Raw genomic sequence first — 20,311 nt, 5'->3', positions numbered from 1 at the left:
CGCAATATAAATCACTGACAGCGCGGCCAGCGTTGGGTCGGCAAATTCACGCACATAGTTGTACATGGCGACCGGCAAGGTCTGTGTTGCCTGGGTGGTAATAAACAGCGACGCGGTAAATTCATTAAAAGAGAGAATCGCAGCAAACATCCAGCCACCAAACAGGCCCGGTAAAATCAACGGCACCGTAATGGTCCACACGACCCGCAGTGGCGAAGCACCCAGACTGGCTGCCGCCATTTCAATACGCTGTTCGAGGTTCTTGAGCGAAACGTAGACGCTGCGCAATACAAATGGCAGCACCAGCACAATATGGCAGAAAATCACCAGCGGATAGCCGCGCCCGAGGCCCAGCTGTGAGACCAGCATCAGCAGTCCTAAACCGATAGTGAAATGCGGGATAAACAGTGGCGACAGTAAAATGCCTTCCAGCACGCGCTTACACGGAAAGGAATAGCGCTCAATGGCAATCGCCAGCGTTGCACCAATGATCACTGCCAGCGAAGATGCCCACGCGGTGACGATCAGTCCGGAATAAAAGCCGTGACGAAAATCATCGTAATTCACCGCACGCTCGAACCAGCGCAGCGACCAGCCTTTGGGCGGGAAAAACAGGACCGCAGTGCTGCTGAACGAAGAGATAAACACCACAACGGTGGGCAGCATGACAAAAATGAGGATGGCGGCCACCAGCAAACGTCCGGCCAGCGTCACCAGTTTATCGTTCATCGAACGGGTCATATTAATGTTCTCCCATAGCGTGCAGGAAGCGGGTCAGGCGTTTCAATGCCATCAGCAGCAGGATGGTCAGAATCAAGCCGGCAATACTCAGCGCGGCGGCAAACGGGAAGTTCATTGACGAGAAACCAAGCTGATACACCATGGTTGCCACGGTGCTTACGCGTCCGCCACCAATCAACTGCGGCGTGGCGAAAGCACTAAAGGTCCAGGCAAATGCCGTGGTCAGACTGGCCACGATACCTGGGATCGATAGTGGAATCGTCACCGTCAATAAGGTACGAACGGGTCCGGCACCGAGACTGGTTGCCGCTTTTTCATAGTCAGGGTTGATATGCGACAGCGCCGTGGCCAGCATCAGCACCATGATCGGCATGGTGACGTGCACCAGTGCTACCACCACGCCGCTCTGGGTGAACATAAACTGAATCGGTTTTGAGATGATGCCGAGTGCCAGCAGCAGGCTGTTCAGGAAGCCACTGTTTCCCAACACGATAATCCACGAGTAGGTACGCACCACTTCACCGAGAAACAGCGGCGTAATCGCGATAATCAGAATCGTCGATTTGATCCAGGTGGTGCGCGTGCGCACCAGCGCATAGGCCAATGGGTAACTCATCAGCAGGCCAAAGATGGCAGTTTTGGCACTTAACATCACCGTGTTAATAAAAGCATCGGCGTAAATGCTTTTCAGCAGTCCGTTAAAGTTAGCCAGGGTAAATCCGCCCACGTCGAGCGAACCGGGAATATAAGCCCGCACGCTAAACTGCATCACCGCGAACATGGCCACAACCAGTCCGAGTGCTGTCAGTGTGGCGGGAATAATGAACCAGGGTAAGAATGTCGGTTTTCTCGTCATAGACGTTGCTGCCTGAATAAAGTGTTGCTTGTGGGCGGCCTGGTGGCCGCCCGTGATGAACCAATCAGTGAGACATGATGTTTTCAGAGAACCACTGGCGCCATTCGGCTGTTTTCTCGGCACGCAGTTGTGGATCGGTGTTGATGGTGGCATTCCACTGCGCTGGCGTGGTCAACATGCCAGGCAATTTCGCCAGTTCAGGATCGATATGCGCGTTGGTCACCGTTGGGCTGCCACGATAGATCTTCGCCACCTGCTCCTGAATTTCCGGTTTCAGCGCGATATTCATAAACTTGTAGGCCAGATCGGCGTGTTTGGTCCCTTTGTTGATGCCCACGGTGTCCACACCCAAAATGGCACCCTCTTTCGGTATCGCCAGTTTGATGTTCACCCCTTCGGCCATCATGCTGTAGGCATTCATCGACAGCATCACCTGCACGGGTGTTTCACCGGTGGAGATCAACTGCTGGCTGTTGGCGTCATCGGTATAGAAGGATTTGATGTTCGGAATCAGCGCTTTCATCTTCGCTTCGCCCTGCTGCCAGTGTGCGGCATCAGCCCCGGAGAGTTTGGCGGAAACGGCAATGATATGGCTTGGGTCCCAATCTGGCAGGGCCAGCGTGCCCTTCAGCTCTGGTTTCCACAGGTCATTCCAGCTGGTGAAGGTTTCACCTTTCGGTACCAGATCCGGGCGATAGCCGATGGTATAGACATAGCCCCACACGCCGAGGTGATACGGGCTGACCTTCGCCTGCTCAACCAGATTCACCGCGTTAGGAATTTTGCTCATATCGAGCTTTTCAAACAGGCCGCTGTTGGCATACAGATAGCCGACGTGCGCGGTGGTAAAGGTCACATCCGTCTCCGGTGTGCCACCCGCCAGCTTGGCTTTGTTCAAACGATCAATGGTGCCGCCGGTGACAAACTGCACCTCGACGCCGGTTTCTTTGGTGAACTCTTTGGCGATGGTTTCATCAATCAGGTCTTTAAAGCTGCCGCCCCAGGTGCTGACAATCAGCTTGTCGGCGGCCATTGCATTACCTGCAGTTAATACACTCGTCGTCAGCAACGTTAAGGCAAAAATCTTACGCAACATATTCTCGTCCCCAATGAATGAAATGGCTGTAACAGCAATGTGAAACGCGATGCACCAAAACAGTGCTATCGGACTCTTCTGGTGTTGCTGGGATAATGCCGTCGCGAGGTGATTCGGTAAAACAGCCTTTTCCTCGCCCTTGCATCAGAATTTCTGAGGCTAAAAAGGACGCTGCTTTACAACGGATTTTCTTAACCAGTGATGAGGCAGAAGCGAATGGGCGTGATGGAGCGGTCAGGCGATTATGCTGTTAACCGTCCTCTGGCATGATTAATGCAGGGTCATCGGGACTATTACAATGACTGGCGCGACATGATCGCGTCGGCGATCCCAGGAGAATCTGCATGCTCAGTCGCATCACCCAGCGTCAGCTGGAATACTTTGTCGCGTCCGGTGAGGCCGGAAGCATTATTGGTGCCTCGGAACGTATTCACGTTTCATCACCGTCGATTTCCGCAGCTATTACACATATTGAATCTGAGCTGGGGGTGCAGCTGTTTGTGCGTCACCATGCGCAGGGCGTCTCCCTGACGGCTATTGGTCATCAAGTGTTAAAAGAGGCCAAGCTGATTCTGGATCAGATGAACAATCTCTATACCATCGCCTCTGAGTCACTCAACAACGTGCGTGGTCCTCTGCGTGTGGGCTGTCTGGATACGCTGGCACCGATGCTGACGCCGGAACTGGTGTTTGGCTTTGGTCGCGCATTTCCTGGCGTGCGTATCACCCTCGTCGAAGGCAACCACGAGCAATTGCTGAAGCAATTACGCTCGGCAGATATCGACATCGCCCTCACTTATGATTTAGTGCCGGCCAATGACGTGGCGTTTAAATCCCTGGCGCAGTTGCCGCCGTATGTGATGGTGGGCGAACATCATCCATTGGCGACACAATCGGCGGTAACCATTCAGGACCTGGCAACGATGCCGATGGTGTTGCTGGATATGCCATGGAGCCGCGAATATTTCCTCGGCCTGTTCAGTGAAGCGGGTGTGGCGCCGAATGTGGTGATGCGCTCGAGCAATATGGAAGTGGTGCGCGCCATGGTGGCCAACGGCGTCGGATTTGGCATTGCCAACGTGCGCCCGAAAGCGCACCTGTCACAGGATGGCAAACGGCTGATCCGCGTGCGTCTGGCAGGCGTGAACAAGCCGATGCAACTCGGCTATGCCACCATGGCTAACACCCAGCAATCCATGGTGGTGAACGCCTTTGCCGAACGTTGCCAGATGTTCATCTCCGATCAATACATTCCGGGCATGGCAGCCCCGAGCTATTTCGACCCGCAAGTGGTGCGCGTGGCCTGAACCCGCTTAGTATCCGCGTTCCGGGAACACCTGATTGGATACCGCTTCCCCGCGCGCGGCGCGCTGAATATTTTCAGCAACCTGTAACGCTGCGCTGGCGGGAATGGCGACCGAGGCCAGATGGGGGGTGATTAGCACATTCTCCATACGCCACAGCGGATCTTCCGGCGGCAACGGTTCGCGGTCAAACACATCCAGCGTAGCTTCGGCAATATCTCCCAATTGTAGCGCGCAGGTCAGCGCAGCCTGATCTACAATCGCGCCGCGTGACACATTGATAAAGGCCGCCCCCTTTGGCAGTTGCGCCAGCCGTTGTTGGCTGAGCAAACCGGTGGTACTCGGCGTTAATGGCAACATCACGACCAAAATGTCGCTCTGACTGAGGAAATCATCCAGCGATGCCAGCCCGCTGCTGCATTCAATACCGGCAATGTTTTTTTGTGAGCGTGACCAGCCACGCACAGCAAACCCCTGCCGTGCTAATTCCTGCGCGGCAAAAGCCCCCAACTCTCCCAAACCCATCACGCCAACCCGTACGCTTGATGGCACCCGAGGATGAAGGTAGTGCCAGCGCCGCTCGCGTTGCGCCCGTTCAAATGCCGGGATGTCGCGCGCATAGCGCAGCACCGCGAACAGCACATAGCCAGCCATCATCCTGGCCATATCAGGATCGGACAGGCGGATAATCGGGATATCCGGCAGGTCATCGCGTCCTACCAGCGAATCAACACCCGCACCAAGATTCACCAACAGCTTAAGATTGCGGTACGGGGCAAAAAAACCGTGCGGCGGTTTCCACGCCAGCGCGAAGTGCACGTCATTGGTGTCCAGAACCTCCTCTGCTCGGCAAATTGTGACACCGGGCAGATGTGGGGCCAGCAGTGCTGACCACTCGGAGTAACTGTCAAACTCGCTGTAAAACACCAGGGTTGTCATGCCACATCCGCCTTGATGAGGGTGACCACCGCATCAATGGCCAGTTCGTAGCCCAACACGCCGAGTCCAGCTATCACACCGGTTGCCGCTTTGGATACCATGGAGTGATGGCGGAACGGCTCACGCTTCCAGATATTGCTCATGTGCGCTTCGATGATCGGGCCATCAAACATCAGCAATGCATCCAGAATTGGCACTGAGCTGTAGGTCAAACCGGCGGCATTGATAATCAGCCCGGCGGCGTTTTGTCGCGCTTCCTGAATCCAGTCGACCAGGACGCCCTCATGGTTACTTTGACGAAAGTGCAATACCACGCCATGTGATGCTGCGCGGCGCTGGCAACGTTCGCCGATGCTGACAAAACTCTCGCTTCCGTAGGTGCCGTTTTTATCCAGGCCGTACAAATTGGCATTGGGTCCATTCAGAAAATAGATTTGCTGTGACATGAAAACTCCTGATTAAACGTGCGGACGCGTTGCGGCCATTGGCGGATGAGCATCAAAACGGGCGAACCATGCGGCAGTCAGCGGATAGCTATCACGCCAGTTAAGCGTTGCGAAACGAAAATCGAGATAGCCCAGTGCACAGCCAATTGCAATCAAACCAATATCATCAGGCTGCGGGCTGAATTGCGAAACCTGTCGTTCGATTTCTGCCAGAGCGGCGGTGACTTTTTTTAACTGCGCGTCGGCCCAGTTTTGCCACTGTTTCTCTTCCGGACGCGCGCTAAATTCGTAGCGGGCCAATAAAGCGGCATCGATTAAGCCATCGCCTAATGCCTGTCGTGTCAGGCTTTGCCAGCGTGCATCCCCGGTTGCGGGGAACAGCGTGCCTTGTGACAGCGTGTTCAGATATTCACAAATGACGCGGCTGTCATACAGACAAAGTCCATGATGGGTTCGCAATGCGGGCACTTTCGCCAGAGGATTAAATGCCGCGATGCGTTCATCCCGTTCGACAGGATGTGCCGCCGAATCCAGCCACACGATCGCGTCGGCTAACCCCAACACCTGTGCACAGACCATGACTTTACGCACATACGCCGAGGTGCTGGCGTAAAAGAGCTGCATCATGGCGCCACCTTTAACAGCACTTTGCCGATGTTGGCGTTGGCCTCAAGAATGCGATGGGCGTCGGCGGCCTGTGCCAGCGGTAATGTCGTATGAATGATCGGGGAAATTTTTCCGCTCGCCATCAGTGGCAACAGGTGTTTGCTGATGTTTTGCGCCAGCCGTGCTTTCTCTACGGCGCTTTTGGGACGCAACGTGGATGACGTCAGGCTTAACCCTTTGCGCATCACCAGCTGTAAGTCGAGCTCAACTTTCGCCCCCTGCATAAACGACAAACTCACGTGGCGTCCGCCTGGTGCCAAAGCGCTGAGGTTACGCACCACGTAATCGCCGCCTACGTTATCCAGCACCACATCCACACCGCGGCCCTGGGTTTCATCCTCAATAACGAAAACAAAGTCTTCGTGATGTCGGTCAATGGCTCGACAAACACCGAGTTGCTGCAGCGCGGCGATTTTATCGGCACCGCCCGCGGTGGCGAATACCTTTGCTCCGCACGCCTGAGCGCATTGAATCGCAAAGGTCCCGACGCCGCTGGCAGCACCATGGATCAATACCGTTTCACCCGGTTGCAGACGGCCCAGCTCAAATAGGTTATGCCAGACGGTAAATGCGGCTTCCGGCACGCCAGCGGCATGATCCAACGGCAAGCTATCCGGAACGCTCAGGCAGAGTTCGGCACGCGCGACACAATAGTCGGCGTATCCGCCACCACTCAGTAACGCCATGACGGCGCTCCCGACCGCCGGGTATTCGACCCCCGCGCCGAGTGCGACCACGGTGCCTGAGACTTCCAGCCCGAGAATATCGGTGGTGCCTGGCGGTAGCGGCATACCGTTACGCTGCATAATATCCGGGCGATTAACGCCGGCACAGCTGACGCGAATCAACACTTCTCCAGCCGCCGGTTGCGGCACAGGACGGCTGACTGATGCCAGTACTTCAGGACCGCCGGGCTGGCGTGCTATTACGGCGTTCATCATTTCAGGTAACATCGATTATCCTTGCTTCGCCGCGCTAAACGCACAAACACCTTCATCATCAACGCTCACGCCCACCACACTGCCTACCGGCCAGCGCGTCAGGGATTCGAGTCCCGATTGGCGCGCAAATAATGCCGCGCTGCCCAGTGCTGGCGCATCAAGATGTACATCCACATGATCACCCTGGAATACATGGGTAATCACCGTGGCACTAAACAGGGAGTGGGGGCTCAACGGTGCCAGTTGCAGGTTTTCTGGGCGCATGTAGACATCAAGACGTTCGCCCACATGGGCATTTACTCGCTCTGACGGAAGACGCAGTTTATTGCCACCTAGCTCTATAACGGCGGTGCTGTCGCGGCCAGCGTAGTGGCCTGGCAAGATATTCACATCGCCGACAAATCCCGCGACAAAAGGATCCTGCGGACGGCGATAGATGTCATCCGGGGTACCAATCTGGCGAACGTGTCCAGCAGACATCACCACTACCCGGTCACTCATGCTCAGCGCTTCGCCCTGATCGTGGGTGACAAATACCGTGGTGACGCCGAGTTTGCGCTGAATAGCTTTTAACTCGACCTGCATCGATAAACGCAGATTTTTATCGAGTGCGGAAAACGGCTCATCCAGCAGCAGCACTTTCGGGCGAATCACCAGAGCGCGCGCCAGGGCAACACGCTGCTGCTGCCCACCAGAAAGTTCACGCGGCTTACGCTGACCGTAGCCCGCCAGTTTAACCAGCGCTAATGCCTGTTCTACACGCTCAGCGATCTCCGCCTTGGGTACACCGCGCATACGCAAACCATAACCAACATTCTTCTCCACGGTCATATGCGGGAACAGTGCGTAGTTCTGGAAGACGATACCGATTTCACGCTGGTAAGGAGGGATCTCGGTGACCAGATCGCCATCAATAAAGATCTCGCCGCCATCTGCTTCGGCAAAGCCTGCCATCAGGTTTAGCAGTGTGGTTTTGCCACAGCCTGATGGGCCGAGCAGCGTAATAAACTCACCCTCTTCGATGGTTAACGAAATTTTGTGTAGCGCTATGGCATCGCCAAAGCGTTTAAGTACGCCATCCAGTTGCACGGCAACGTTGGCTTTGTGGGCTACAGGATGCAGCACGTCGGGCTGCGGGAACGGGGTGACTTCTGCACTGACCATGGACTCTCCAGAAACGGGCTATCTTTGCTTACCACCAGCATACGGTGAATGCGTGCATCATGCGGTTAGTGCTTCCTGAAGCTGGTGTTTGGAAAAGTTAAAGCAGGCAAATTGGCTGGGCGCGGCCTGATAACCGCGCCCTTCAGCCTGATGTGTGATTGATGAAAACAATAACGAGATAAATGAAGGGTGTGGCTCAATAAGCTTGCGCAATGAGTGACAGTGTCACTTTATAGACACATCCACTCCGCTAACCGCCGCAACATGGCATCGCAGGCGGTCAGCTGTTCCAGGCTGATAAACTCATCGGGTTTGTGCCCTTGCGCCATACTGCCAGGACCGCAGATAACACTTGGGATACCAGCCTGATGGAACAAGCCGCCCTCGGTGCCAAAGGCCACCGTGCTAAAGCTGTCGGTACCGGTCAGGTGCGCAATCAAACGCGCTGCGGGACTCTCCGCGTCAGTATATAAACCGGGATAACCACTGATAGATGTGAAACGAATCGACGTGTCGCGATTGACGGCCTGCATAAGGGGCAACAGGTCGCGCTGTGCGTAACGCTCCAGTTCGTCGGCTACCTGTTGCGCATCATCTTTGGGTAAGGTGCGAACTTCAAAATCAAAACTACATTCTGCAGGCACAATATTCAGCGCCCGCCCGCCCTGAATCACGCCGGTTTGCACGGTGGTAAAAGGCGGATCAAAACGCGCATCCTGATTTTCCGCAGCAGCCAGTCGCTCACCCATCTCGGTTAGTCGATGAATCAATTTCGCTGCGTACTCGATAGCATTCACGCCTTGTGACGCATAAGCAGAGTGGCACGCCGCGCCCTGCACTTCACATCGCATGCCCAGTTTGCCTTTGTGGCCTAAAACCGGTTGCAGCTCGGTGGGTTCGCCGATGAGGCAAATGTCCGGCTTTTCCGGGCGCTGCGCTAACGCATCCAGCAAGGTTCTGACGCCGAGGCAACCCACTTCTTCGTCATAAGAGATCGCCAGATGCAGCGGCTGAGTGAGAGGTTGTGCCAGAAAATGCGGTACGGCCGACAGCATACAGGCGATAAATCCCTTCATATCCGCGGTGCCGCGCCCGTAGAGTTTGCCGTCATGCTCGGTCAGCGCAAAAGGCGGAACGCTCCACGCTTGCCCATCTACAGGCACCACATCGCTGTGCCCTGAGAGCATCACGCCGCCCTTGCCTGCGGGACCGAGCCTCGCATACAGATTGGCTTTGCTGCGCTCAGCGTTATGAATCAGTTCGCAGTTCACACCCAGATCGGTCAGATAGCGCCAGACAAAATCGATCAGCGCCAGATTGGACTCACGGCTGGTGGTATCAAAGGCCACCAACTGAGCCAGTAACGTACGGCTGGTCACCATAGAAGCTCCTTGCATCACTCGTCGCCGGGTACGCCATAGCTGGGGGCTTTGGTGGGATCCAATGCGCGGATCACGTAATCCTGCATCTGAGGCTGATAAGCCTGCCACAGGGTGTTGAGCTCCTCGATGGGATCGGCCTCGGTCCAGTCAACGCGCAGATCAACAATAGGCCAGACTGGTTCAGCTATTATCGACAGCGCAGCCGAATGTACTGGCCCGGCCTCACCTCCCGCCTTCATACCTGCCTGCATGGCACAGATCAGGCGATCGGCGAGGTGCCCCTCGCTCCGCTCAAAGGCGTTTACCATCGCGACGATTACCTCGGGATTGGCGAGTAAATTTCCTGCCGCCACGCAATCCACACCACTCAGCGCGTGGTTCACTCCTAAGGTTTTTTCTCCGCTGAAGCAGGCACTTTGCCCATCAGCCGCCAGCACGGTGACCTGGCGATATTGATGATATTCGTCAGACGCCAGCCCGGCGGCTAAGGCGGCCTGAGCAGATTTTCCCTGCTGCAACTGGTCAAGAATGCGCGGGCCCAGCGCCGGTAAGGTGATGTTCTGTGAGGAAACGGCGCCCACCTGGGTGCGTAACCAAGGGCAGCGCGCGCCGACGGCAATACTGGATGAGCTAATGGCGATACCCATCTGACCGGTCTCGGCACAGCGTCCTACAATTGATAACGTCATGATCAGGCTCCTGCTTGTGGCTGCCAGTCGTCCGGGATAACCGCGATTACATCAATTTCCATCAGCCACTGCGGCTGACCCAGCCCTGAAATCACCAGTCCGGTTGAGATCGGATACACACCCTTCAGCCATTTACCCACGACCTGATAAACCGGCTCACGATAACGCGGGTCAATAATATAGGTGGTGGTTTTGACGATGTGTGACAGGTCGCTGCCCGCCTCTTCCAGCAGCTGCTTGACGTTTTTCATCGCCTGATCGGCCTGTGCAGCCGGATCGCCAAGCCCAATCAGATTGCCCTCGAAGTCAGTGCCAATCTGACCGCGTACGTAAACGGTATTCCCGGCACGCACAGCCTGGCAAAGATCGTTGTCGAGGTTTTGGTTAGGGTACGTTTCTTTGGTGTTGAATTTGCGGATGCGTGTATGTGTGCTCATGTCTGCCTGCGGAGATGAATGGATGTCCCGCAAGGTATACCGCGCGACGCGCAGCAGACAAAACAGCATTAACCGAGGTGTTGGTTAAGTAAATCCTAACCCGTTTATTTCGTTATGCAGGCAGGCATCTGCCATCAATAATTTGAGGGGGCCGTACCTTTCGCTACGGCCTTAGTGAATAAAGTGAAGAGTGATGCATTACCCTTCACTGACTACCATCGCTCAAGCGTAAAGCTCTGCTTTACCCGCCGAAGAGAATAAGCGCATTTTGTGAGCGACAACTTCTCTCGCTGCCGCCATCGGTTTCAGGAACAATTCACTGGGTTCATGACTGCCGCGTTTAATCTCATCTTCGAGCGCCACAAAGAATGCTTTCTTCATATCGCTTGAGATATTAATTTTTCCTACACCGTGCTGAATAGCTTCTGCCACTTCACTGTCTTTATTGCCCGACCCGCCATGTAATACCAGGGGAATATTCACCCGTGCAGCGATCTCTTTGAGTCGTGGGATATCCAGTTTCGGCTGTTTGCCCACAGGATAAAGGCCATGTGAGGTGCCAATAGCGACTGCAAGGGTATCAACGCCTGTTTCTTTGACGAATCGCGCGGCCTGGTCAGGATCGGTATAGAGGATCTCACTGTGCCCCCCTTCTGAACTGCCTTCAGCAACACCAATGGTGCCCAACTCCGCTTCGACAGAAACCCCTGCTGCATGCGCTATTTCCGTCATTTTTCGCGTCAGGGCGATGTTGTCTTCAAATGCCAGCAAAGAGGCATCAATCATCACCGAGGTATAACCGGTCTGAATCGCTTTGATATTGTGTTCCAGTGACTGACCATGATCTTGATGAATAACCACCGGCACGCTGGCTTTGGCGGCTAATTCGCGTAAATAAACAATAAAGGCATCACCACAGAAATCATGCTCAACCGGATGCACTTCAAGAATCACGGGGGCACGTAACTCTTCTGCAACCTCAATCACCAGGCGCGCGAATTCTGCTGAAGCGATATTAAAAGCGCCTACGCCAAACTTATTATTTTTAGCCACGCTCAAAAGATTCTTCATGTTGATTAACATCTTTCACTCCTTCAGTCTGGGTCTGATTAACATCTTTTTTAATGACACGCAGGATCACTGCCGTGAATAACGCACCGGCAGCAATCGCGAAGATATAAGCCAGTACATGTGTAATCACATTGGGGATAAACAGCACGAACACCCCACCGTGCGGTGCGCGAGAAGCACAGCCGAGTCCCATTGAAAGTGCCCCGGCCAAGCCAGAACCCGCACAGATAGCGGGAATCACACGCAGAGGATCAGAAACAGCGTAGGGAATGGCGCCTTCGGTGATAAATGAGAGTCCTAATACATAGGTGACTTTTCCGGTTTCACGCTCTTGCGCGGTAAATTTACGTTTGAATAACGTGGTCGCCAGCGCAATACCGATTGGAGGTACCATGCCCGCGGCCATGCAGGCCGCAATCGGTTCATAGATTCCGGTCGACATTAATCCGATAGCAAACATGCAGACGGTTTTATTTAACGGTCCCCCCATATCAAATGCCACCATGATGCCAATCATTAAGCCCATCACCGCAGCATTCATATTTCCCATGGTTTGCAAGAAGGTGGTTAATGCCTCTAGCAGCAATTTGATAGGCTGACCAATAACCAGAATCATCAGTGCTCCGGTCAGCAGCACCGTCAATAATGGTACGATCAGAATAGGTTTGAGCCCGGCCAGGGCTTTTGGCAATTGAATATATTTTACGACAAATAACGTGATATACCCGGCGAGGAACCCTGCAAACAAGGCACCTAAAAAACCAGCGCCGGTATGCACCGCTAACATGCCGCCTACCGCGCCAGATACAATACCGAGGTTACCGCTGATGGATTTGCTGATCCCGAGGGACAATATCGGCAGCATCAGCGCGAAAGCCGCGCCGCCTCCGACATCGGATAACATTTTGGCGATGGGGCTGAAATTCGCGTCACCCGGCGTAGCGGCCGTGATGCCGAATGAGAAACTGAGTGCAATCAATATTCCGCCAGCCACCACAAAGGGGATCATCAGATTCACGCCGGTGATCAGATGGATATAAAGTTGAGAGGCTAATGACTTTCCACCTGAGAAATTGGGCGCATCATCAATCCTGATTGAGGAGGTCTCACCGGCTAATTCAGGTTTTAGTGCACCGTTCAGAATATTATTCAACAAGCCAGTGGCATCCTTGGCCGCACGTGCCACCGGAACTTTGAATATACGCTTACCTTTGAACCTTCCGGTATCAATCATTTTATCCGCTGCAATCAGTACCGCATCGGCATTATTAATATCCTCGTCAGTGAAATGGTATTCACTCTCCACTGCTCCATGGGTTTCCACTAATATATCGATACCCATTTTAGCCGCGCTCTTTTTTAGATTCGCTTCGGCGATATAGGTGTGTGCTACGCCTGTTGGACAGGCGGTAATCGCAATGAGTCTCATGAGAAAACTCCAGATAGAAAAGTTTATAATCCGGTATTGTTGACAATTAAGCGGTACAACGCTTCATTGCCCTCTGCCTGCATAAGTTGCTCAACAATTTCATCATCACCAAGTGCGACTGACACACTGGCTAATACTTTAATATGCCCGATACCGCTATCCGCATTTCTGACGGCAAACAGAATGACCAGCCGGACGGCGACCTCATCTTCTGTTTCCCAATCAACAGGATGGCGTAATTGGGCCACCGCCATTCGCGTTTCACGCACGGCTGATGACTTACCGTGGGGGATGGCAACCTGATTATCAAAGCCGGTTGGGCCAAGTTCTTCACGTGCCAGAACATCGCGAATAAAGAGGGCTTTATCGCTAATGATATTTTCTGAAAATAACAATTGTGAGAGATACTCGATCACCTCTACCTTATTACCTGCCACAAAATCGGTAACAACACAGGAGCGGCTAAGAATATCTGAGACTACCACCTTATCGAGCATCATCACTCTCCTTTATAATTTCAGTGAAAATTATCTTTTCAGAAACCCTTGCAATATCTTTTTTTGAAAAAAGCGCTGAGACATAGGCAATGGGTAACTCAACGTCTTCTAATTTGATGGTTGAAACAATAAGATCGCAGTTTTTTATGCCTAACGTGGCACTCAACTGACTCCCAGGCACAATATCGACGATTTCCCACTCAGGGAATGCACGATTAATACGGCTGGCTAAAAGCTGAGATGTGCCGACGCCGCTGGAACAAACAATAATGATTTTCTTACAGGCACTGAATTTCTCTAACGCAGCCTGAATATAGAGCGTAAGGTAAGCGGCTTCATCGTCAGATGTGGCCGGATAATCAAAATTCACGCTGAGTTGTTCCGTGGCATATCTGACAGATTCAAACGCACGGCCAAACTCCGATTTGATGTCCTCTAATAGAGGATTATGAATAGCGATGCCATACGTGAGACGGTTGAGCATCGGCTTAATATGCTGAGCCAAATCACGGCGTAGTTTTGCGTCCAGGCTAAGATTGAGACCGAGCTCCTGCGAGCAGGCAGCGATAAATCTGCTAGCATATTCATCTGCTTCACTGTGTTGCGGTAATGAATTTCCTGCATCAGCCTTTAATACATGATGGCCGGATGAAATAATATATTGATAGATATAACTGACTTCGATTTCTGGCAGGCGTAAATTGTACTCTTGTTCCAGCCATGACACGGCTTTCTCTGCGATCATCCACTCTTTACAACTGTGTCGATGAAAGCTTGTGATCGTGGGTTGCTCCGCTAAACCAGAGACGCGCTGAATAGTGACCAACAGATGAGAGAACAAATTAGTGTAGTAAGGCTCACTGATGGCTATTGAGAGTTCGCTTTCAATAAAGCCAATTAAAGAGGTACAATTTTCGACATTCACTTTCCCAAACTGATCCACTAATTTTGTGCGAGAAAAGCGGTCAATGCGGCTATCTACCATTTTATAGTGGCTGAATACACTATTAGTAATAATCTCTTTTAACGCCATCCGAATATTCAGGTCGTCACCGCAGAGATGCGTGCCGGAGTGGTCTTTCACCATCCTCAAAGCAAAACCAGCCACCCAAAGCTCGACTTTCTTCAGATCTTCGACAATGGAAGAGCGACTCACGTAATACTTTTCGGCCAACGCACTGATGGAAATCGGCTGAGGCGACTGCGTTAATAAATCCGTCGCAATGCCTACTAAACGCTTGGTCGTAAAAATCTCACCCTCTATTCCTGTCACACTGACATAGACACGATTAAAAGGTGAACCGCCATCATAACGCAGCTCAAGGGCTGGCTTGCTTTTAATGTGGCTATTCTGATCACCAAGAGACGTATTAATAACTTCAATATCACGACGTAAGGTGGTCACTGAGATCGCAAATGATTCCGCAACACGATTAGCGGCTACCCAATCATTTTCAGCCGCAAGATAATCGATAATTCCGCTTTGTCTCTTGTTCAGTGTTGTCATTATTGAAGACCCTGCGCCATTCCATGAATAGCTTTATAAAAGGTTTCGATCCCGGCTTAAATACTAAATGATGGACAGATTGTGGACATATCGTTGAACACTTAAATTTCATTTTGTGGGTGTTTCCGATAAAAGAAAGTTGTTGGCGTACTCAGGAATTGCGGATGAAGGATTAATAATGACGGGGTTATCAATTTGAGAAATTTTGTCGCTTTAAAACGTCTCTAAATTTTAAAAATGTGACATTAAAACTGGCAATGCATCGTTTCCGCACTACACCTTTCAACCTGCCGAATCAGGTGACATTAATATCGTTAACCAAATAGTTCAGCTGATTTGCGAAAATCTGACCGCCATTACGCGGTCAGATACAGAGAGTGACAGCAGGCTATGCACGCATTAACGACCTGACCAGCTCACCCGCAGGCATTTCCCGCGCCAGTGCTGCACCCTGCCCAGCCCACTGCGCGCCAAAGCCGTGGTGCTGTTTCGCCGCAGCCGCTGCGGCCAGCGCTTTGCCCAGCGAATAGGTCAACGGATAATCCGGTACATCACTGGTGGCGAAGTCACGACTAAAATCGCAGAAATCATTGCGTAAACAGCGCGCCTGACGTCCAGAAATCGCAGCGGTAAGTTCGGTGCCGGTTGCACTGACCTGTTTCATTGCCGCGCGATACGCCGCGTTTGCCGCCGATTCCGGGCATATCACAAAGGCGGTACCCAACTGCACACCGGTTGCGCCCAGTTGCAACATGGCAGCGATACCTGAACCCTCCATGATGCCACCCGCCGCAATCACCGGATGCGCAGTTTGCTGACGGATCGCCTGCACCAGGGTGAAGGTCGACATTTGATGGTCGAAAGCCTGAGGATCAAAATGCCCGCGATGCCCGCCTGCTTCAATCCCCTGCGCCACGATGAAATCAATGCCGCTGCGCGCGATGGTCAATGCTTCTGCCACACTGGTCGCGGTGGCCAGCAACACGATCCCACGCTCCTTGAGTCGTTGAATCACTGCCGCAGAAGGGATGCCAAAATGAAAGCTCACTGCTGCCGGCGCCGCCTGCTCAATCACGTTGAGCATCGCGTCATTATTCAGGAAGGTTTGATAGATCTCTGATAGAGTCGAAGGTAACTCGGCTTCATAACGCGCAAACAACGGCGCAAAGCGATTAATCCACGCCTGCTCGCGTTCAACGTCGCGTACCGCTGGCGCATGGCAAAAGAGGTTGACGTTGATGGGGCCTCGGGTGAGCGCCTGCGTTTGCGCGATCATCACAGCTGCCTGTTCGGGAGTGGAGGCCCCCACACCGATAGAACCTAGCGCACCGGCATTGGTGACGGCGGCGGCCATTTCAGGGGTGGAGACGCCCGCCATCGGTGCCTGAATAAGCGGGTATTGCAGCTGAAGCGCCTGACACAGGGCGTTCGTCATGTTTCTATTCCTTTGATTTTGCAGTTGGGCAAACCTAAACTCCCCTTCTGTGGCAGAGAATCGGCATGACTCACCACTTCAACTTTTTGGCTGATGATTGGCCTTTCATCACGCCAGCCTGAATCAATGCAAAAACACCGGTACATAAACCGACCAATGGCGTGCCAAACTGCGCGGCAAGGCGAATATCATCCAGCGCGCGATGATCGGTTTTGTCCTTGTCATCCTGCACCCCGCCAATTACCACGATGTAGTCAAAATGTTCCGGGTTCTTGAGGGCTTCACAGGGCGAGATCACCGCGCCACAGCTTGAAGTCGCTTCACTGCCAGAGCTGGACATAAACGTCCAGCTACAGCGCAGCTGACGGCTGCGATCGCCTTCATCGGCGGCGAGACGCAGGCAATCCACAAAAGCCGCAAACGGCAGCAGCGTAAAGCGGTTCAGCAGGACGAAACCGACCGACAGCGGCGTCGCCTGTTCATTGGGTTTGCTACGGGAAGTCATGGCAAGATCCTCGCTCCATCATTGCGATGCCGCCGCAAATGCACCCGGTGTAATGCCAAAATGGGCGCGGAATTTCTTGATGAAGTGGCTTTGGTCGAAGAAGCCCACTTCACTGGCGGTGTGCGCGGCATCGAAGCCCTGCGACAGCAGTCGTTTTGCCCGCATCAGACGAATCTGCGTGAGGTATTGATGTACCGATAAGCCGGTCAGCTTCTGGAAGGTGCGCATAAAATGGTATTCGCTTAGCCCGGCGACGGCGGCGATTTCACTAACCGCCAGCGGCTGATGGTAATCGCTGTGCAGAAAATCGATTGCCTGCCGAATATCGGCGCGTAACGCATGCCGCTCACCGCCTTTTAACGTGCGTTCGCCGTGTTGACGGATTAACGCGCTCAGCACCTGAAACAGCGCACACTCTTTTTCCACTGCGTCCGGACTTTCTTGCATCACGGCGGAAGCCTGCAACATCTGCTGCGCCAGCTGCGGATCGTAACGCATCCCTTCCGCACCAAAATTGAGTTCACCTTTGCCGCCGATCTGTGACTCCGCAATTTCATTGACCAGTGTGGCGGAAGGATAAAACGCGCAGTAATCCCATCCTTCCTCACGCTGGACCGCTTCACCGGTGTGCACCTCCCCCGGCAGAATCACCATCACCGTGCCAGCGGCGGCAATCCCCTGTTGACGGCAAATGCGGGTACGTTGTGCCCCTCGGGCAAACGCCGCGATCACGAACTCGTCGTGGAAGTGTGGCGGATAACTGTGCTCGTAGCAGCGTGCACGCAGGATTTCCATACCGCCGTGCATACCACGCTCACGCCACAATTTGATGTCATCACGTTTTTCCTGCATCACAAATCCCTCGCTGATGTACTCCGGGAGCAGGATTTTACTATAGCCTTGCGCATCGTGGCTTAAAATTGGTGCATCTGTTGAGAAGGTTTTGGAAAATTGTCATGTCGTTGAATAGTCACACCCTGCCGAAACACAGCGATCCACTGAGTTTTCGCGCGGGTTTTATCGCCTGTTTACCTACCGTGCCCGGTTACCTGAGCATCGGTTTTGCTGCGGGTGCCATTGGCACGCTGGCCGGTTTCTCCGTATTGCAAACCGCGCTGCTGGCGACGCTGCTCTACACCGGTTCGGCGCATTTCTTATTTTATTCGCTATGGGCAGCAGGCGCGGAAATGACCTCGGTGGTGCTGAGTGTGATGCTGGTTAATCTGCGCTACTTGCTGATGAGTTCAGCGATTAGCGTGTTCTTCCGTGGCCAAAGTGGCTGGCAGAAAGTCGTCAGCGGCCTGCTGCTCACCGATGAGACCTTCGGCGTCGCGGTACAGCACGGCAGCCAGCACGGCAAAATCGCCTTTGCCTGGATGTTTGGTCTTAACCTGCCCGCCTGGCTGAACTGGATTATTGCCTGTGTGATTGGCGCTTATGCCGCATCTGCCGTCCCTGAATCGCTGATGGCCGGATTGAGTTTTAGTCTGGTATCGATGTTTATCGGGCTGATTCTAATGACGTGGTTTGCCAGCCGCCGCAAATGGCTGGAGACGCTGGCGATTGTGGTTGCGGTGCTGGTGACCTATTTTTCTGCGGGACATCTGGATCTCAGCGTAGTGGTGATAATCGCCGCCTCAATGGCCGCCAGTCTGGCCACGCTGCTGTTACGCATGAAATACAAGGAGGGGAAATAACATGGAGCGTAATGTCCTGATGACCATTGTGGTTGCCGCGCTGATCACAGCGGTGATGCGCGTTGGCCCGATTCTGCTGCTTTCCCGCTTCCGACTCGCCCCGCTGGCGCAACAGTGGCTGAGCTTTATCCCGGCGGGCATTATGGCGGCCATTGTCACGGCCGAGTTGATCGAAAAGCCGGCGTTAACCGCTTCAGGTTTGAGTTTATCGTTACTGGCAGCGCTGATTGCGGCGATCACCGGCATCGTGACGCGCGGTTTGTTTGCCACCGTGCTGGCTGGCATGGTGGCGTATACTGCGCTGCGTTATGGGTTTGGTTTGTAACGTGAAGCATCGGGTGCGGAATGAATTCCGCACCGTGATATCAACCCGCCTCTGCTGCAGGTGTCCGTTTTCCCTTCAACATATTTCTCAACGCCGGTTCAAGATATTTGGTGATAAACCAGGCCAGATAATACAGCCCGGTGGCGACCACTATTGGCATGAGCAACATGATCATCTCACTTTTAATGTGCACGTTGAGTTTTATCAGCATGGCAATCATGAGGTTTTCGTGTATCAGATAAAACGCGTAACTGGCAAAACCTATCGCGGTGAAGAATCGAAGTGATAACAGACGCTCAAGCTGTTTAGAATAAAAACTGGCAATGAAGAACAACATCACTATCAGCAGCGGGATCACCGTCAGTACCCCGGCATTCTTGACGTAATAGCTGAAATTAATCAGCATGGCAAAAGCCACAATCGCATAATGAAGCACTTTGTCACGGCCATGCATTCTTTTATACACCAGGCAGCCGATCATAAACCACGCGTAGTGAATAAAACCAAACTTAGCAATAACATCAATGAAAATGGGATGACCTAAAGATTTTAATACCGAGGAGGCGGACAGCAGTAACATGGGCACCAGCAAGCCCGGCAAGCAATATTTCCGTCCCAGTGTAAAATAGATGGCACCAATAATCAGATAGAATACCGCTTCAACGTACAGCGACCAAAATGAACCCGCCATCGATTTAAATTCAATACCGGTTATTTGTGTCAACGTTTCAGGATTAGTGAAGATCAGCCCAGGTAGCAGATTCCTGACATAGGGTGTCATAGCTGTCCATTCCGGGAAAAACCCACCCACAGCATAGAGTAACAAACTGGCAATCAGCATTGCCGGAAACAGTCGCAGCCAGCGTTTTTTCAGGAAGCTGATATAGCTATCAGACTTATCCAGCGTCATAAATATGACAAAGCCGGAAATCATGAAGAATAACTCTACGCCAAGCCAGCCAAATGAAAAAACTGGAATATGTTGTGTGAGGTTTACATAGGGCAAGAGTTCTGGCCAACGTGCATACGCGTGGTAACCAATCACCATTAAGATGGCAAGACCGCGCATTCCGTCAAGATGCTTGATGCGTGCGTGCATAATTCCCTCAGGAAAGATGTCCGGATGTGTAAATGCAACTTAGCACTGACAATTATTTACTCACCATCAGACTTATTCTGATTAA

The 20,311-nt window shown here is 52.9% G+C and carries 22 protein-coding genes; 3 read left to right on the top strand and 19 right to left on the bottom strand.

Annotated elements, in window-relative coordinates:
* The 3 genes from RT340_RS04380 to RT340_RS04370 all read right to left on the bottom strand — a co-directional run.
* Positions 1-741, bottom strand: a 741-nt coding sequence (locus tag RT340_RS04380) for an ABC transporter permease (protein ID WP_313374382.1), incomplete at its 3' end; no start/stop codon positions are given.
* 1 nt (position 742) lies between these two features.
* A complete protein-coding gene (locus RT340_RS04375; RefSeq protein ID WP_097119146.1) occupies positions 743-1,597 on the bottom strand; it encodes an ABC transporter permease in 855 nt (284 codons plus the stop codon).
* A gap of 64 nt (positions 1,598-1,661) precedes the next feature.
* Positions 1,662-2,693 carry an ABC transporter substrate-binding protein gene (locus RT340_RS04370; protein WP_058961376.1) on the bottom strand — a complete coding sequence of 344 codons (1,032 nt, stop codon included), beginning with the start codon at positions 2,691-2,693 and terminating at the stop codon, positions 1,662-1,664.
* Between the two features lie 344 nt (positions 2,694-3,037).
* Here RT340_RS04370 and RT340_RS04365 point away from each other — a divergent pair, with 344 nt between their 5' ends.
* Positions 3,038-4,000 (top strand): LysR family transcriptional regulator, encoded by a 963-nt coding sequence (locus RT340_RS04365; RefSeq protein ID WP_045815580.1) that lies wholly within the window; start codon positions 3,038-3,040, stop codon positions 3,998-4,000.
* A 6-nt stretch (positions 4,001-4,006) separates the two neighbouring features.
* On the opposite strand, the gene RT340_RS04360 is transcribed toward RT340_RS04365, so the two are convergent.
* The 15 genes from RT340_RS04360 to RT340_RS04290 form a co-directional block, all read right to left on the bottom strand.
* Positions 4,007-4,936 carry a glyoxylate/hydroxypyruvate reductase A gene (locus RT340_RS04360; protein ID WP_313374378.1) on the bottom strand — a complete coding sequence of 310 codons (930 nt, stop codon included), beginning with the start codon at positions 4,934-4,936 and terminating at the stop codon, positions 4,007-4,009.
* Complete coding sequence (locus RT340_RS04355; protein WP_045815582.1) at positions 4,933-5,382, bottom strand: type II 3-dehydroquinate dehydratase; 450 nt, start codon at positions 5,380-5,382, stop codon at positions 4,933-4,935. Before RT340_RS04355 ends, RT340_RS04360 begins: the two co-directional genes overlap by 4 nt.
* Before the next feature lie 12 nt (positions 5,383-5,394).
* Positions 5,395-6,009 carry a glutathione S-transferase N-terminal domain-containing protein gene (locus RT340_RS04350; protein WP_313374376.1) on the bottom strand — a complete coding sequence of 205 codons (615 nt, stop codon included), beginning with the start codon at positions 6,007-6,009 and terminating at the stop codon, positions 5,395-5,397.
* Entirely contained in the window at positions 6,006-7,001 is a 996-nt protein-coding gene (locus RT340_RS04345; RefSeq protein ID WP_313374374.1) for an NAD(P)H-quinone oxidoreductase, read from the bottom strand. Before RT340_RS04345 ends, RT340_RS04350 begins: the two co-directional genes overlap by 4 nt.
* A gap of 3 nt (positions 7,002-7,004) precedes the next feature.
* Complete coding sequence (locus tag RT340_RS04340) at positions 7,005-8,153, bottom strand: ABC transporter ATP-binding protein (protein ID WP_313374372.1); 1,149 nt, start codon at positions 8,151-8,153, stop codon at positions 7,005-7,007.
* Positions 8,154-8,383: 230 nt separating this feature from the next.
* The gene (gene argE / locus RT340_RS04335; protein ID WP_313374370.1) at positions 8,384-9,535 is read right to left on the bottom strand and encodes an acetylornithine deacetylase; all 1,152 of its coding nucleotides are present in this window, start codon (positions 9,533-9,535) and stop codon (positions 8,384-8,386) included.
* A gap of 14 nt (positions 9,536-9,549) precedes the next feature.
* Positions 9,550-10,224 (bottom strand): DUF1028 domain-containing protein, encoded by a 675-nt coding sequence (locus tag RT340_RS04330; RefSeq protein ID WP_313374368.1) that lies wholly within the window; start codon positions 10,222-10,224, stop codon positions 9,550-9,552.
* Between the two features lie 2 nt (positions 10,225-10,226).
* A complete protein-coding gene (locus RT340_RS04325; RefSeq protein WP_045815588.1) occupies positions 10,227-10,661 on the bottom strand; it encodes a RidA family protein in 435 nt (144 codons plus the stop codon).
* Between the two features lie 222 nt (positions 10,662-10,883).
* Entirely contained in the window at positions 10,884-11,744 is an 861-nt protein-coding gene (locus RT340_RS04320) for a ketose-bisphosphate aldolase (protein ID WP_313374361.1), read from the bottom strand.
* Entirely contained in the window at positions 11,707-13,161 is a 1,455-nt protein-coding gene (locus RT340_RS04315; RefSeq protein ID WP_211728959.1) for a PTS fructose transporter subunit IIC, read from the bottom strand. The genes RT340_RS04320 and RT340_RS04315 overlap by 38 nt, the downstream gene beginning before the upstream one ends.
* Positions 13,162-13,184: 23 nt before the next feature.
* Complete coding sequence (locus RT340_RS04310) at positions 13,185-13,661, bottom strand: PTS sugar transporter subunit IIA (RefSeq protein WP_249221726.1); 477 nt, start codon at positions 13,659-13,661, stop codon at positions 13,185-13,187.
* Complete coding sequence (locus tag RT340_RS04305) at positions 13,648-15,165, bottom strand: PRD domain-containing protein (RefSeq protein ID WP_313374357.1); 1,518 nt, start codon at positions 15,163-15,165, stop codon at positions 13,648-13,650. Before RT340_RS04305 ends, RT340_RS04310 begins: the two co-directional genes overlap by 14 nt.
* A 388-nt stretch (positions 15,166-15,553) precedes the next feature.
* Positions 15,554-16,600, bottom strand: coding sequence for a nitronate monooxygenase (locus tag RT340_RS04300; protein ID WP_313374355.1), 1,047 nt, complete (start codon positions 16,598-16,600; stop codon positions 15,554-15,556).
* 70 nt (positions 16,601-16,670) lie between these two features.
* Positions 16,671-17,105, bottom strand: a complete 435-nt coding sequence (locus RT340_RS04295; protein ID WP_313374352.1) for a DJ-1/PfpI family protein — start codon at positions 17,103-17,105, stop codon at positions 16,671-16,673.
* An 18-nt stretch (positions 17,106-17,123) separates the two neighbouring features.
* Positions 17,124-17,957 carry an AraC family transcriptional regulator gene (locus RT340_RS04290; protein WP_313374349.1) on the bottom strand — a complete coding sequence of 278 codons (834 nt, stop codon included), beginning with the start codon at positions 17,955-17,957 and terminating at the stop codon, positions 17,124-17,126.
* Between the two features lie 104 nt (positions 17,958-18,061).
* Here RT340_RS04290 and RT340_RS04285 point away from each other — a divergent pair, with 104 nt between their 5' ends.
* Together RT340_RS04285 and RT340_RS04280 are read left to right on the top strand one after the other, a co-directional pair.
* Complete coding sequence (locus RT340_RS04285) at positions 18,062-18,802, top strand: AzlC family ABC transporter permease (protein ID WP_313374347.1); 741 nt, start codon at positions 18,062-18,064, stop codon at positions 18,800-18,802.
* Between the two features lies 1 nt (position 18,803).
* Positions 18,804-19,127, top strand: a complete 324-nt coding sequence (locus RT340_RS04280) for an AzlD domain-containing protein (RefSeq protein WP_034824025.1) — start codon at positions 18,804-18,806, stop codon at positions 19,125-19,127.
* 40 nt (positions 19,128-19,167) lie between these two features.
* Here the strand turns inward: RT340_RS04280 and RT340_RS04275 are convergent, their stop codons facing one another.
* The gene (locus RT340_RS04275; RefSeq protein WP_313374345.1) at positions 19,168-20,226 is read right to left on the bottom strand and encodes an acyltransferase; all 1,059 of its coding nucleotides are present in this window, start codon (positions 20,224-20,226) and stop codon (positions 19,168-19,170) included.
* Between the last annotated feature and the right edge of the window lie 85 nt (positions 20,227-20,311).

This window comes from Pantoea sp. CTOTU50773 (assembly GCF_032082325.1).
Classification (GTDB): Bacteria; Pseudomonadota; Gammaproteobacteria; order Enterobacterales; family Enterobacteriaceae; genus Pantoea; species Pantoea communis.
Note: the sequence above shows the minus strand (reverse complement) of the source record. Positions and strands in the feature narration are given on the sequence as shown.

Excerpts from the sequence above, each read along its gene's own strand:
- RT340_RS04375 (WP_097119146.1), bottom strand. The coding sequence starts at position 1,597 with ATGACGAGAAAACCGACATTCTTACCCTGGTTCATTATTCCCGCCACA.
- RT340_RS04370 (WP_058961376.1), bottom strand. The coding sequence starts at position 2,693 with ATGTTGCGTAAGATTTTTGCCTTAACGTTGCTGACGACGAGTGTATTA.
- RT340_RS04365 (WP_045815580.1), top strand. The coding sequence starts at position 3,038 with ATGCTCAGTCGCATCACCCAGCGTCAGCTGGAATACTTTGTCGCGTCC.
- RT340_RS04360 (WP_313374378.1), bottom strand. The coding sequence starts at position 4,936 with ATGACAACCCTGGTGTTTTACAGCGAGTTTGACAGTTACTCCGAGTGG.
- RT340_RS04355 (WP_045815582.1), bottom strand. The coding sequence starts at position 5,382 with ATGTCACAGCAAATCTATTTTCTGAATGGACCCAATGCCAATTTGTAC.
- RT340_RS04350 (WP_313374376.1), bottom strand. The coding sequence starts at position 6,009 with ATGATGCAGCTCTTTTACGCCAGCACCTCGGCGTATGTGCGTAAAGTC.
- RT340_RS04345 (WP_313374374.1), bottom strand. The coding sequence starts at position 7,001 with ATGTTACCTGAAATGATGAACGCCGTAATAGCACGCCAGCCCGGCGGT.
- RT340_RS04340 (WP_313374372.1), bottom strand. The coding sequence starts at position 8,153 with ATGGTCAGTGCAGAAGTCACCCCGTTCCCGCAGCCCGACGTGCTGCAT.
- argE (WP_313374370.1), bottom strand. The coding sequence starts at position 9,535 with ATGGTGACCAGCCGTACGTTACTGGCTCAGTTGGTGGCCTTTGATACC.
- RT340_RS04330 (WP_313374368.1), bottom strand. The coding sequence starts at position 10,224 with ATGACGTTATCAATTGTAGGACGCTGTGCCGAGACCGGTCAGATGGGT.
- RT340_RS04325 (WP_045815588.1), bottom strand. The coding sequence starts at position 10,661 with ATGAGCACACATACACGCATCCGCAAATTCAACACCAAAGAAACGTAC.
- RT340_RS04320 (WP_313374361.1), bottom strand. The coding sequence starts at position 11,744 with ATGTTAATCAACATGAAGAATCTTTTGAGCGTGGCTAAAAATAATAAG.
- RT340_RS04315 (WP_211728959.1), bottom strand. The coding sequence starts at position 13,161 with ATGAGACTCATTGCGATTACCGCCTGTCCAACAGGCGTAGCACACACC.
- RT340_RS04310 (WP_249221726.1), bottom strand. The coding sequence starts at position 13,661 with ATGATGCTCGATAAGGTGGTAGTCTCAGATATTCTTAGCCGCTCCTGT.
- RT340_RS04305 (WP_313374357.1), bottom strand. The coding sequence starts at position 15,165 with ATGACAACACTGAACAAGAGACAAAGCGGAATTATCGATTATCTTGCG.
- RT340_RS04300 (WP_313374355.1), bottom strand. The coding sequence starts at position 16,600 with ATGACGAACGCCCTGTGTCAGGCGCTTCAGCTGCAATACCCGCTTATT.
- RT340_RS04295 (WP_313374352.1), bottom strand. The coding sequence starts at position 17,105 with ATGACTTCCCGTAGCAAACCCAATGAACAGGCGACGCCGCTGTCGGTC.
- RT340_RS04290 (WP_313374349.1), bottom strand. The coding sequence starts at position 17,957 with ATGCAGGAAAAACGTGATGACATCAAATTGTGGCGTGAGCGTGGTATG.
- RT340_RS04285 (WP_313374347.1), top strand. The coding sequence starts at position 18,062 with ATGTCGTTGAATAGTCACACCCTGCCGAAACACAGCGATCCACTGAGT.
- RT340_RS04280 (WP_034824025.1), top strand. The coding sequence starts at position 18,804 with ATGGAGCGTAATGTCCTGATGACCATTGTGGTTGCCGCGCTGATCACA.
- RT340_RS04275 (WP_313374345.1), bottom strand. The coding sequence starts at position 20,226 with ATGCACGCACGCATCAAGCATCTTGACGGAATGCGCGGTCTTGCCATC.